The sequence below is a fragment of the Trichocoleus desertorum ATA4-8-CV12 genome (genome assembly GCA_019358975.1).
In the GTDB taxonomy this organism is placed as follows: domain Bacteria; phylum Cyanobacteriota; class Cyanobacteriia; order FACHB-46; family FACHB-46; genus Trichocoleus; species Trichocoleus desertorum_A.
Genome location: JAHHIL010000006.1, coordinates 178,738 through 191,687, shown reverse-complemented (window position 1 = coordinate 191,687; position 12,950 = coordinate 178,738). Strand labels below are relative to the sequence as shown.

12 protein-coding genes and 1 tRNA gene are annotated in these 12,950 nt (G+C 48.2%); 9 read left to right on the top strand and 4 right to left on the bottom strand.

Annotated elements, in window-relative coordinates:
- Positions 1-153, bottom strand: a 153-nt coding sequence (locus KME12_08490) for a photosystem II D2 protein (photosystem q(a) protein) (protein ID MBW4487813.1), incomplete at its 3' end; no start/stop codon positions are given.
- 359 nt (positions 154-512) lie between these two features.
- Here KME12_08490 and KME12_08485 point away from each other — a divergent pair.
- From KME12_08485 to KME12_08465, 5 genes are all read left to right on the top strand, one after another.
- Entirely contained in the window at positions 513-776 is a 264-nt protein-coding gene (locus KME12_08485) for a hypothetical protein (GenBank protein MBW4487812.1), read from the top strand.
- Positions 773-1,474, top strand: coding sequence for an energy-coupling factor ABC transporter ATP-binding protein (locus tag KME12_08480; GenBank protein MBW4487811.1), 702 nt, complete (start codon positions 773-775; stop codon positions 1,472-1,474). The genes KME12_08485 and KME12_08480 overlap by 4 nt, the downstream gene beginning before the upstream one ends.
- Positions 1,475-1,653: 179 nt before the next feature.
- Positions 1,654-2,223: an NYN domain-containing protein gene (locus KME12_08475; protein MBW4487810.1), complete on the top strand. Its 570-nt coding sequence runs from the start codon at positions 1,654-1,656 to the stop codon at positions 2,221-2,223.
- An 80-nt stretch (positions 2,224-2,303) separates the two neighbouring features.
- Positions 2,304-2,375: transfer RNA gene (locus tag KME12_08470), tRNA-Asn, on the top strand.
- A gap of 26 nt (positions 2,376-2,401) precedes the next feature.
- A complete protein-coding gene (locus KME12_08465; protein ID MBW4487809.1) occupies positions 2,402-3,583 on the top strand; it encodes an aminotransferase class V-fold PLP-dependent enzyme in 1,182 nt (393 codons plus the stop codon).
- A 33-nt stretch (positions 3,584-3,616) separates the two neighbouring features.
- On the opposite strand, the gene KME12_08460 is transcribed toward KME12_08465, so the two are convergent.
- Positions 3,617-4,723 carry a glycosyltransferase family 2 protein gene (locus KME12_08460; protein MBW4487808.1) on the bottom strand — a complete coding sequence of 369 codons (1,107 nt, stop codon included), beginning with the start codon at positions 4,721-4,723 and terminating at the stop codon, positions 3,617-3,619.
- 290 nt (positions 4,724-5,013) lie between these two features.
- On the opposite strand from KME12_08460, the gene KME12_08455 reads away from it, so the two are divergent.
- Complete coding sequence (locus tag KME12_08455) at positions 5,014-5,754, top strand: response regulator transcription factor (GenBank protein MBW4487807.1); 741 nt, start codon at positions 5,014-5,016, stop codon at positions 5,752-5,754.
- Positions 5,755-5,856: 102 nt separating this feature from the next.
- Here KME12_08455 and KME12_08450 read toward each other — a convergent pair whose 3' ends face one another.
- Both KME12_08450 and chlP read right to left on the bottom strand, forming a co-directional pair.
- Complete coding sequence (locus KME12_08450; protein MBW4487806.1) at positions 5,857-7,227, bottom strand: tetratricopeptide repeat protein; 1,371 nt, start codon at positions 7,225-7,227, stop codon at positions 5,857-5,859.
- A gap of 211 nt (positions 7,228-7,438) precedes the next feature.
- Positions 7,439-8,662: a geranylgeranyl reductase gene (chlP, locus tag KME12_08445; protein MBW4487805.1), complete on the bottom strand. Its 1,224-nt coding sequence runs from the start codon at positions 8,660-8,662 to the stop codon at positions 7,439-7,441.
- 362 nt (positions 8,663-9,024) lie between these two features.
- On the opposite strand from chlP, the gene KME12_08440 reads away from it, so the two are divergent.
- The 3 genes from KME12_08440 (at position 9,025) to KME12_08430 (ending at position 12,933) form a co-directional block, all read left to right on the top strand.
- Positions 9,025-10,041 carry a TOBE-like domain-containing protein gene (locus KME12_08440; protein ID MBW4487804.1) on the top strand — a complete coding sequence of 339 codons (1,017 nt, stop codon included), beginning with the start codon at positions 9,025-9,027 and terminating at the stop codon, positions 10,039-10,041.
- 212 nt (positions 10,042-10,253) lie between these two features.
- Positions 10,254-11,900, top strand: coding sequence for an ABC transporter substrate-binding protein (locus tag KME12_08435; GenBank protein ID MBW4487803.1), 1,647 nt, complete (start codon positions 10,254-10,256; stop codon positions 11,898-11,900).
- A gap of 7 nt (positions 11,901-11,907) precedes the next feature.
- Positions 11,908-12,933 (top strand): ABC transporter permease, encoded by a 1,026-nt coding sequence (locus tag KME12_08430; protein ID MBW4487802.1) that lies wholly within the window; start codon positions 11,908-11,910, stop codon positions 12,931-12,933.
- The last annotated feature ends 17 nt before the right edge of the window (positions 12,934-12,950 follow it).

Sequence of the window (12,950 nt, the reverse complement as noted above, 5' to 3'; positions counted from 1 at the left end):
TCCGGTCATCCAGCCGCCAATTGCCAAGAAGGCGCAGGGGAACAGGAGAATCCCGGACCAGCCGACGAAGACGAAGCGATCGCGTTTGAGCCAGTCGTCGAGGGCGTCGAACCACCCCCGCTCTGCCCGCGCGCGTCCCATTGCTATGGTCATAGCGCAAATCTCCAAAATTTATGAGTACTGAAAGAACGCACTCCACGACACAAATCAACGGTTTCTATCTAGAAAATGAAAGCAGTTACGTTGAAATGTGAGTAGAGTTTACGTTTCTTTACTATGCCTTTCATTATATGAGTAACTTTTTAAAATTTCATCCCCTTAATGCTTGGAGGCAGGGATTCATCTTTCTTTTACCCTTACTTTCCCTGCTTCAACCTGCAAGAATGCATGACTAGTCAGCTCTGAGAGACAGAATGGTGGAGGCTAAAAGTAGCTTGTCGTCTCATCTACTCTGGAATCTGTCTATAGTTGAAATTGAAATGCAGTCAACTTTCCCATAAATTCTGAATTACATGTTCACCATTGACTTGATTCTGAAAAACACTCCCCTTACTGTCTCGGTTCAGCGAAAGGCATCCGAGGATGCTGATGCCACCTATCAGCAGATTTTGGCTGCGATTAAATCTGGTAATGCTCAAGTATTGGAATTGACTTGCGATCGCCAGCCAGATAAAAAAATTGCTATCTTGAGCAGCGAAATCTCTGGTGTTCAGATTTCAGAAAAATCCGGCACTGCTTCTGGTAGACCCCCTGGTTTCTTTGCTCTGGCTGAATGAACGAAGCCACGGAATCCCCAACCACTGATGCAGCCGTCGTAGTGGAGAATCTTGCCTTCAAATGGCCGAAGGGGGATTCAGTGCTACAAGGCTGCTCGCTGACCGTCCCTAAAGGCGAATTTTGGATGCTTTTAGGGACCAATGGCAGCGGTAAATCAACGTTACTGAGATTGCTGGCTGGTTTGCTCAGTCCTGAGTCTGGGCAGATCCGCACCGCGCAACCTGTCGGCTTTGTGTTTCAAAACCCCGATCACCAGTTGGTGATGCCAACGGTTGGGGCTGATGTCGCCTTTGGTTTAGTAGAAGAGAAACTCTCAACGCTACAGGTGCGTCAGCGCGTGGAAGAGGCTTTAACAGCAGTGAATCTGTGGGCGTTTCAACGCCGTCCTATTTACGCCCTAAGTGGTGGGCAAAAGCAAAGAATTGCGATTGCAGGAGCGATCGCTCGGCATTGCGAAGTTTTGCTGCTTGATGAACCGACGGCACTCCTCGATCCAGATAGCCAACTGGATTTAGTCGTGCAAGTACAACGTTTGGTAAAAAGTCGCGGATTAACTGCTCTTTGGGTCACTCATCGTCTTGATGAATTAAATTACTGCGATGGTGCTTTTTTGCTCGATCGCGGTAGCGTGGTTGACTCTGGCGATCCAGAACGTTTGAAACAGCGTCTGATGCAGATTCAAGAGGTTGCCTCTTAAGCAATCCAGCAGCGTTTTGAACTCCGCTCCTGACCAATGGATTGCTCTAAGTGAATTAGTTATTGGCGGCGATGGCAGAGAGTCTGTCGCCGCTTTCTTGTAACAGGACGTAACAAAAAATGCAATGATTAGAAATATGGATTATACAGTTATGCAAACCTAGAAACCTTTTTTGAACAATGCCCCGCTCTGTGCCGCAGGCTGTTTTGCTAGTGGACGGCTATAACGTAGTCGGAACTTGGCCTGAGCTGAAACAAGCGCGTGATTGTGATGGTCTAGAAGCAGCAAGGTGGAAACTCATTGAGGCTTTAACCAATTACAGCGCTTTTCAAGGCTATGAAACCCAAGTTGTTTTCGATGCTCAGTATCGCGATACATCCAGTAGCTGCGAAGTTGTTACCCAAAATTTATCGGTTCACTACACGGATTTTGGTCAGACCGCAGATACTTATATCGAAAAAGCTTGTGCCTTGTTTCGCCATGATCTGCGTAAATTTCATAGTCGGCTGATTGTCGCGACTTCAGATCGGGCTCAGCAATTGACAGTGGTGGGGTATGGAGCTGAATGGCTGTCAGCCCAGCAGTTGGCTTTTGAGGTTGAAACCATTGCCCGGCGGATTCAGCGCAAGCAACGCAATACTCAGCGATCGTCACAGCGGTTGTTGGCCAACCTCCTCGATCCTGCTGCCCAACAACGTTTAGCGGAACTGCGGATGGGCATCAAACCAAAAAAAATCAAGGAATATTAGATTTTTTTCGAGAAATTTGCTGAAAGGGGTTGCAAAGATAGGGTAGGTCTAGTTATTATAGTTTTCGCGCACTGAAACGTTCCTCAGTAGCTCAGTGGTAGAGCGGTCGGCTGTTAACCGATTGGTCGCAGGTTCGAGTCCTGCCTGGGGAGTTCAAAAAAAACAAGGTTGATATTAGGTGAAACCTACACCTGACAAAGATTGGTTGGATTTCTGGTGGTTAGAACCAGAGGTTACCTTTCTGAATCATGGTGCCTTTGGTGCTTGTCCGAAATCAGTCTTAGAAGTTCAACAGCAGTTCCGCCAACGCCTAGAGCGACAACCGTTACGGTTTCTTGCCCAAGACTTGGAAGACTTGCTAGATGCTGCCCGTGGAGTATTAGCTAAATTTGTTGGGGCAGACCCCTTAGATTTAGCCTTTGTCCCTAATGCCACGACCGGGGTCAACACTGTCTTGCGATCGCTCCAATTCACCCCTGACGATGAGCTGCTGACTACCAGCCACGAGTACAACGCCTGCCGGAATGCCCTCGATTTTGTAGCAGCCCGCTCTGGCGCTCGTATCGTAGTGGCAGAAATTTCCTTGCCGGTTCAGTCTCCTGATCAGGTGATAGAGGCAATTATTGCCAAGATTTCACCTAAAACTCGATTAGCACTACTCGATCACGTCACGAGTCAAACTGGCTTGGTGATGCCGATTCAGCGGTTGGTACGCGAACTAAACCAACGAGGCATCGATACTCTAATAGATGGGGCGCACGCACCAGGGTCAGTGCCGTTAAATGTATCAGTGATTGGCGCGACGTATTACACAGGTAATTGCCATAAATGGTTGTGTGCGCCTAAAGGGGCAGCGTTTCTGTACGTGCAGCGTGATCACCAAGCTCAAATTCGTCCTTTGACCATTAGCCACGGTGCTAACTCCCCCCGCAGCGATCGCTCACGATTTCGTCTAGAGTTTGACTGGCCCGGAACCTATGATCCGAGCACTTATTTGTCTATACCCGCCGCGATTCAGTTCATGGGAAGCTTGTTGCCTGGGGGTTGGCCAGAATTAATGGCGCAGAATCGTGCGAAGGCTCTAGCAGCTAGAGAAATTCTGTGTGAAGCCCTAAACGTCTCGCCACCCTGTCCCGATGACATGATTGCAGCTTTAGCAGTAGTGCCGCTACCCAATGGCTCTTACCAGGCTTTGCAGACCGCTCTCCTCAACCAATACGGTATCGAAGTGCCAATCGTGCCTTGGCCTGGGGGACAAAAGCGCTTAGTCCGGGTAGCCGCGCAGATTTACAACACAGTGCCGCAATATGAATATCTGGCTCAGGCGCTAGTAGAGTTGCTGGCAACCGAAGCGGGATAGAAAAGAGGCAGCAGCCTTTGGTAAAGGGAAAGTTTAAGGAACAGATTCTTCAGGCAACTGCAATACGCGACCCCGCCAGGTCCAGCCCCAACCTGTTTCTGTTTTAATAATTGAGCCAATCGCGATCGCGGCTACCAATAGCCCCCCTAATCCACTCAGCCACCAATAGCGAGTAGAGCTGCCAGAGGCTTGGCTACCAATGCGTCGTAGGTTGTACTGGAGCAAAATTGCGATGAGAGCAACCCCAGTGGCTGCGTAATCTAGCCCATTGAGGGGGCCAGTAAAAACTCGATAGAGAGCGATCGCGAGTCCCAGCCACGGCACAGAGTAAACCACTAAGACAATCAACGCTAGATAAAGCATCAAGTTGATACTCCGGTGCGCCCCCAAATAGAGGTTTTTGGTCCAGCCTTCCCAGAGAGCGGCCCAAGAGCGATACATCCGCACTTTGACGATATTGGCCCCAATCACGTATTGCAGCTTTAGCCCATTTTGTTTAGTGCGTCGAGCTAGTTCCACATCCTCAACAATTTGGCTAGCTACGGCGCGATGACCACCCAGGTGCTCGTAAGCCGTCCGCCGGAACAGCATAAATGGGCCTGCGGCAAAGGCTGTGGTTGTGGTGGGATCATTGACCTCGGCAAAGTTGAAGGCAGCAATGAGTTGATTAAACATGAGCGGTTGCACGAGCCACTCAGCTAAGCACCCACAGATCAAGCCAGGGCCACAACTCAATAAATCAACGTTCTCCTGAACTGCCGTTTGCAGCGCTGTCTCAAGCCCTTGGGGCTGTAAACGAGTGTCTGCATCAATAAATAATAGGAAGTCACCATTGGCCTGTTCTACGCCTTGGGTACAAGCCCAATTTTTGCCAGCCCATACTTCTCCTGAGGGGCGAGACTGACCCGCTAGAACTTTTAGTCGCGGAGCATTGAGACTGGCCTGTAAAGCTTGGGCGATCGCAAGTGTATTATCTGAAGACTGGTCATCCACCACCCACAGTTCAAATTGCTCTGGGGGCAAATGGGTGCTGTTGAGTACTGCCATCATGCACTCTTGAATGTTCTCAGCCTCGTTATAGGCAGGAATAATGACTGAGACACGCGGTAGTTTCTCAGTTGCGATCGCACTTGCTGGCATGGGCTGTAGCTGGGGAGCACTGGCGATCGATTGCTGTACTCTTGCTGAAAAAAGCCCGATTCCTCCCAAAGCCAGGAGCAGGACCGCTAACAAAATCAAAGTTTTACCTTCCTCATGAGAAGCTAAGTATCGAAACCTACTGCCAATGAAAAACGATTGTTGAGCAAGTCTTACATCATCCTTTAGGAAGGATTTAGAATCGTTGCTTATAATCTGTACAGGAATCTTCGCATTCCTCAAGCGGTTCGTATTGAACCTTAAAAAATCACTGTAGAGAAGACTTCTTAATGATGCCCCGGATACTTGTTATTGATGATGATCCTGCGATTTCAGAGCTAGTGGCAGTCAACCTGGAAATGGCTGGGTATGATGTGAGCCAAGCGCCGGATGGCATTAAAGGTCAGGCCCTAGCTTTGCAATTGCAGCCAGATTTAATCATGCTGGATCTGATGCTACCCAAGGTAGACGGTTTTACCGTTTGCCAGCGCCTCCGCCGAGACGAGCGAACCGCAGACATTCCAGTCCTGATGCTGACTGCCCTGAGCCAAACCCAAGACAAGGTAGAAGGGTTTAATGCGGGTGCGGATGACTATCTCACCAAGCCTTTTGAGCTGGAAGAAATGCTGGCTAGAGTGCGAGCTTTGTTGCGTCGTACCGATCGCATTCCTCAAGCGGCTAAGCACAGTGAGATTCTGAATTACGGGCCTCTGACTCTGGTGCCAGAACGATTTGAAGCAATCTGGTTTGATCAAACGGTTAAGTTAACTCATTTAGAATTTGAACTTTTACATTGTCTGTTGCAGCGGCATGGTCAAACGGTTTCACCGAGCGAAATTCTTAAGGAAGTTTGGGGCTACGACCCCGATGATGACATCGAAACCATTCGGGTTCACGTCAGGCACTTGAGAACCAAGCTAGAACCAGACCCGCGTCACCCGCGCTACATCAAGACTGTGTATGGTGCAGGCTATTGCCTGGAGTTACCCAGCCATGAAAAGTCGGAAGATGTGGAAGCAGCCTTAGCGGAATAAGGTCACTCGTTCTACAAATTCAGTTTTCATCCTCTCTAGCTCAGCCTGCGATCGCTCCTCACCAATGCAGGCTAGCTTTTGCATGGCGATCGCACCTTACTCTTACTCATGATTTCTAGCCCACTCACACTGGTTCCAGCGTTGTTGAAGTGCTTCTTGACTAGGCTTGTAATTTGTGGATGAAGGAAGGCATAAGTTTTTCTGATGCAGTCCACCATAGCTACTTTGGAGAAGGCTAGGGTGGAGCACTACCGTATAAGTTTTTGGCTCTATTGCAATTAAGTTGAGATCGAAGAGTGTATGTAAATCGGCTCTCAGTAACAGTCCATTTACGATCTGATTACTGCCATTTTCGCTGTAAGGAATAATGTGAGCTGCTTCTAAAGCCTCCTCTACGCCACAGTCTGTTATTGCACACTGGTTGTTATACGCTTCAAGTAGCTTTTGCCGAAATAGGGATTGGCCTTGCCGTCGAATAATAGAAACTAGGATTCCTTTTCTCGCCTCTTTCAAGCTTTTTGCTGTGCTAGGAACGTCAACAATACGCTCTCTTAAAGCAGCAAGCTCACTTAGTTCTAAGGTCTTACCTGAAGTTAACGTTTTGATTCTTTCCTGAACTTTCTGATAGTTAACTAAATCTGCTTTGTCCAGAAACAGTTTTTCAGCTTTGGTAAAATCCTCTATCGCTTTCTGTTTATTGCCTAACTCAGTATGAATAATTCCTCGTTGGTAGTAGGCGATTGAGTTGTTTGTAGATTTTATTTGAATTGCTTCATCATAGTTGTGCAAAGCTTCACGCTGATCTCCTAGCGTTTGATATACATTTCCTCGACCAATATAAGCTTTGGCATAATTAGGGTCGATGTGAATAGCTTGAGTGAATTTTTCAATAGCTTCTACATACAGTTTTTGGTTACTACTCTCTTGTGCTGCTTTATAGAGAATTTCTGCTAGATGAACTCCAAATCCTTGTCTTGATAGATTCAGAACATGCCTTCTCCAATATTCATTTAGTAGGCTAATACATTCCTCTCTAAAACTTCCTCCTGACCCCTGAAAATGAAAATTAGTCTTTGAAAACTCTAAATCCTGCTTGAGTCGTTTGATTTCTAGAGTTTGATTGTAATCAACAACTGAGTGCCATTCATAAGCAACAGCTAAAACCACATTTCCTTCATCGTCATAGCAGGCTTCATATGCTTCACTGACATTACTGTAGTCTTCTTCTACTAGCCTAAGTTGATACTCTTTTTCAGCAGCAACAATTCGTCCATACGCAAAGAAGCCAAGAGGCTCACTGCCTACCCTCTTGAAGTAAGCATTATCGTTGACCTCTATGGACTTAACGCCGCCACAAGTCCAAGCACCTTGATGAATTTCGCCTTTAGCTAATGATTCTTTTGCTTGTTTTATTTCATCTTCAACACTGTGATACCAAGTTTCCCGATTACATAGAAATACTCTTGTTGGCATCTGCATCTCATAGTTAGCGACTTTGTAAAGTAGTTTTCCCACTTCTTAAGTCTTTGTGATTAGAGTTTAATGAGCCACTAAAAAATTTTTGGCCTTAATCTCGTCAAGAAGATAGAGTAATACGTTAATTAGCATAAAAAACGATCGCCTAACTGTTAAGTCAAGCGATCGCGATTGGAGTAATTGCGAATGGAGGACTGCGCTAAATCAATTAGGGAGCGAGAGCGTTACCGCGTAGCAAGCTACCAATCGTTTTAGCTGTGATTTTGAGTTGTACCAAGGGGTTAGCAGGTACCACGGTTTTGTACAGGTAGCTATCAAAAGTCAGCTTCTGCACATCCATGTCAGCGCACATTTCTACAAACGCTTCACGGGTGGCATCTGAGCGGTAGAAGACAGATTGTAGGATGTCCAACACCTTGTAGGTGAGGCCGTACATTTTGTCCCAGCGCTTGATGTACACCTTCAAGTCAGCTTCGGTCGGAATCCGCTGGCCTTGGTTGGAGAATTCCACAATCGCTTCAGCACACATCCGAGCAGACTTAGCCGCAAAGTAGATCCCTTCGCCCGAAGACTTGGTGACCGTACCCGCAGCATCGCCAACGAGTGCCACACGGCCTACCACACGGCGAGGTCTGGGGTGCTCAGGAATGGGGTGAGCTTCCACCTTGATAATTTCGCCACCTTCTAGACGCTTCGCAGCACGGGTGCGAATTCCTGCTTGCAGCTTTTTGATGTCAGCTTTATTGACGTGCATGGTGCCCGTACCAACAGCTACGTGGTCGTATTTGGGGAAAACCCAAGCGTAGAAGTCGGTAGAAACATCATCGCCCACATACATTTCTGCCAGGTCTTGGTAGTAGGCCATTTTGTCATCTGGCAGACGAATACGCTCTTGGAAAGCGATCGCATAGTTGTAGTCCCCTGCATCAATGGCCTTGGCAATCCGGGAGTTTGCTCCATCTGCCCCCACCACCAAATCAACTTGCAAGGTCTTAGCAGTGCCTTCTAAGCTGCCATTAGAGTGGTCAGCGTAGTGCAGCGTGTAAGGGTCTTTATTGTTGCTGGGAATCTCAAGTTTGTGGACTGTGCCATTAATCAACTTGGCACCAAGCTTTTCAGCGCGATCGCGCATAAAGCCATCCAAGACTTCCCGACGGCACATGCCGATATACTCGCCTTCTTTGAGCGTGCTGCCAATGCTGACCTCAACATTGGAGGGTGAGATCATTTTCATTTTTCTCACCTGCCGATCAATGATGTTGAGCGGCAGATCAAATTCTTCCACCATGCAGAGAGGAATGGCTCCACCACAGGGCTTAGCGTTATCTAATTTGCGTTCGAATAAATAAGTTTCGATACCAGCTTTTGCTAATGTCTCAGCAGCGGAAGAACCTGCTGGACCGCCTCCAACAACAGCAACCCTTAGTGCCAAAGGTCTTTCTCCCAATCTCTTCTATGGCTACAAGAGAGGATAGTATCATGGACTTTTTCTCTCCAGCAGACTGAACTGCGGAGATATGACCGAAATGCAACAGACCTTAATATACCGACATGAAATTGGGATTGCAGTTTGGTCAAATTGTCAGGGATGCTATCAAAAGTTTGCAACAAGTAGCAAAGATATCTGTAATCTGCCGCATCTACTTACAAACTTGCAGCAGGTCAGTACAGTTCGTGCTATAAAACTACAGTAACTTCATCGGCAAACCGGGATTTTGGGTAGGATTTACTCCACCCTACGGGAACGCCAAGGGCGTACATCCTTCCGCCTTTATCCTTCCTAGGTCATTAGCAATGGGCATTGTAGTCGAAAACGTATCTAAGCAGTTCGGCAGCTTTAAGGCCGTAGATCAAGTGAGCTTGGAAGTAAAAACTGGCTCTTTGGTGGCGCTGTTGGGGCCATCTGGGTCTGGGAAGTCCACGCTATTGCGTTTGATTGCGGGTCTAGAAAGTCCGGATGCAGGAAAAATTTGGCTGACTGGTAGAGACGCGACTCACCAAAGTGTCCAAGACCGAAATATCGGCTTTGTCTTTCAGCACTACGCCCTGTTCAAGCATTTGACGGTGCGTAAAAATATCGCTTTTGCTTTAGAGATTCGTAAAGTGCCACCTGCCAAGATTAAGGCGCGGGTTGAAGAGTTGCTAGAACTAGTGCAGCTCCGGGGGTTGGGCGATCGCTATCCTTCACAGCTCTCTGGGGGGCAGCGGCAACGGGTAGCATTAGCACGGGCCTTAGCAGTGGAGCCTCAAGTGTTGCTACTAGATGAGCCTTTCGGTGCTTTAGATGCCAAAGTGCGGAAGGATTTGCGAGCTTGGCTCAGGCGGCTACACGATGAAGTGCATGTGACGACAGTATTTGTCACCCATGACCAAGAAGAGGCGATGGAAGTCTCCGACGAAATTGTGGTCATGAATAAGGGGTGTGTCGAGCAGATGGGCAGTCCTGCCGAAATCTACGATCATCCGGCAAGTGCCTTTGTCATGAGCTTCATTGGTCCTGTAAACGTGTTGCCTAGCTCATCTCGAATTTTTCAAGACAATGGCTTTGACTCAGCGCATCCAGAAGTTTTCTTGCGGCCTCATGATGTCATGGTCGAAACTTCACCCAACGGGACGACGGTGCCAGCACGAATCAGCCGCTTGATTCATTTGGGTTGGGAAATCCAAGCAGAATTGACGCTAGAGGATGGGCAAGTGGTCACGGCTCATCTCACACGAGAGCGCTTTAATGAGCTGCACCTAGAACCGCAGCAGCGTGTGTACGTCAAACCCAAAGAAGCCAAGTCATTCCCGCTGTATTATTCCATCTAATTTGGCTTTACCCAATTGGGTGCCATCGTTGAACTTAGAAGATTTTTCCTGATCCAACCGGGCGATCGCGGAGGGAAGCAGTGGGGAGCCGCTCGACTTAACTTATGAGCCTGCTTTCGGCTTTAATTAAAAGGGCTAATAGTCACTGCTACTAGTGAGTAGTGCTAGAGTGCTTACCCTATGCTGTGCCTAGTAACTTGGAATCGTGTGCTATGAATTGGTTGAGTTTGTCTGGTCGGCAGTGGCGATCGCTGGGAAAATTCTTGGGTTTGTTCAGTTTGTGTTGCTTCCTCGCCATTAGCTGCGCTTCTCGGCAGACCACTCAACCCACTGGTTCCCCCGCCGCTTCTACCAACAGCGATCGGATTGTTTTGGGCACCACGGCCAAAGTGCGGACTCTCGACCCAGCGGATGCTTACGATATTTGGGCGGGTAACCTGCTTTATAACTTGGGCGATCGCCTCTATACCTACGAAACTCGCACCACCGATCTCAAGCCGCAGTTGGCTACAGCGCTGCCTCAGGTCAGTGAAGACGGCTTAACCTACAAGATTCCGTTACGGCAAGGGGTAGTGTTTCATGACGGCACTCCTTTTAATGCTGAAGCAATGGCTTTCTCCCTGCGTCGCTTTATCGAAAATGGCGGTCAACCTTCCTTTTTACTTTCCGACACAGTGGAATCAGTCGAGGCCACGGGCGAAAATGAGCTGACGATTAAACTGAAAAAGCCATTTGCAGCATTTCCAAATTTGCTCGCCTTTTCAGGGGCCGTTGCAGTGTCGCCTAAAGCTTACGAGATTGGTGAAGGGAAATTTAAGCCATCAACTTTTGTTGGCACTGGCCCTTACAAGCTGGCTCAATATGGCACAGATTCGTTAAAGCTAGACGTATTTGACCAGTACTGGGGTGAAAAGCCTGCCAACCAAGGCGTGGATATTCAAAGTCTCTCTAGCCCAGCGAACTTGTACAACGCATTTCAAACCGGGGCGGTAGATGTTGCCTACCAAAACCTAGATCTCGATCAGATTCAGAGTTTGCAACAAGGGGCACAGCGATCGGGATGGCAAGTGATTGAAGGTCGTGGTGATGGCATCTATTACCTCACCTTAAATCTGCAAGACAAGCCGTTAGACCAAGTGCTCGTACGTCAGGCTCTTGCCGCCTTAGTGGATCGTCCCCTCCTGCAACAACGGGTATTTCAAGGGCAAGTTGAGCCACTTTACAGTTTGATCCCTTCTAGTCTCGATGCCTACAGCCCCGTGTTTCAGAAGTCTTATGGGGATGGGGATGTCGCTAAGGTGAAAGAATTACTAGCCAAAGCGGGCTACTCCAAGGACAAGCCGTTACAACTAGAGCTTTGGTATCGTTCTAACCTCACCAGTAATGAACTAGTGGCCACTACCCTCAAGGCTTTAGCCGCACAGAGACTAGAGGGTGCCATGACCATTGACCTCAAAAGTGTAGAATCAGCTACTGCTTACCAGAACCTAGACAAAGGAGCGTATCCCATTTTTCTTTTGGACTGGGTTCCTGACTTTTTAGATGCCGACAACTATATTCAGCCGTTTTTAGCCTGTGCCAAAGGCTCAGAAGCTACGGGTTGCCAAGAGGGAGCTAGCAAAGGCCAAGGCTCTTTCTACTACAGCGATCGCGTCAACCAACTCATTGACCAAGAGCGCCAAGAACAAGATCCGCAAGCTCGCCAAAAAATCTTCGCGGAAATTCAAAACATTCTGGTAAACGATGTGCCTTTTATTCCTCTCTGGCAAAACAAAGAGTATCTGTTTGTCCAGAAAGGGATAGAAGGAGCTCGCCTAGAAGCGACACAGAAGGTGCCCTTCAGCTCAATCAACAAATAGATTCTTTATGTCTCGCTCAAAAGCGCTCCAATATTATATTGTCGCCCGTTTGCTCTTAGCTCCCTTAATGCTGTGGACTATTACTACCGCCGTATTTCTCTTATTGCGGGCAACTCCTGGCGATCCGGTGGATGTAATTTTGGGGCCAAGAGCACCAGAAGCGGCGAAGGTAGCGCTCCGCACACAACTCGGATTGGATTTGCCGCTGTTGCAGCAGTACTTCAATTACTTAGGTGATTTGCTGCGTCTAGACCTGGGTACTTCGCTGACGAGTCGGGGCCAATCGGTCTGGGAGATTATTCAAGCTTATTTTCCTGCCACTGTGGAGTTGGCGGTCTTTAGCATGACGATCGCGCTGGTGGTTGGCGTTGGGGTAGGTATTCTCTCAGCTTCTAAGCCTGATAGCGTCTTTGATGTGGGCGGGCGGCTGTTTGGCATCATTACTTACTCGGTGCCATTGTTCTGGGCAGGCATGTTGTTGCAACTAATCTTTGCGGTACAACTGCGTTGGTTTCCTTTGGGGACAAGGTTCCCAGCTACTATTCCTGCTCCTCAAGGCCCTACAGGGCTTTACACCATTGATAGTTTGCTAAGTGGCAACCTGATGCAGTTTGGGGTAGCCCTCTACTATCTGGCTTTGCCCTGCCTCACCTTAGGAATTTTGCTCAGCGGCATCTTTGAGCGGATGGTGCGAGTGAATCTCAAGCAAACCTTGAAAGCAGATTATGTAGAAGCTGCTAGAGCCAGAGGAATTTCTGAGGGTAAGATTCTGTGGTCGCACGCTCTCAAAAATGCTCTGATTCCTGTGATTACAGTTTTAGGGCTGACTCTAGCTGCAATGCTGGGCGGGGCCATTCTGACAGAAGTTACCTTTTCCTGGCCAGGGTTAGCCAATCGGCTGTACGAAGCAATTTCACTCCGCGATTACCCGACGGTGCAAGGGATTGTAGTATTTTTCGCGGCGATCGTGGTTCTGGCGAGCATTGCTATTGATCTGTTGAATGCTTATGTTGATCCCCGAATCCGCTACTAAGGGGTACTTACAGGGAC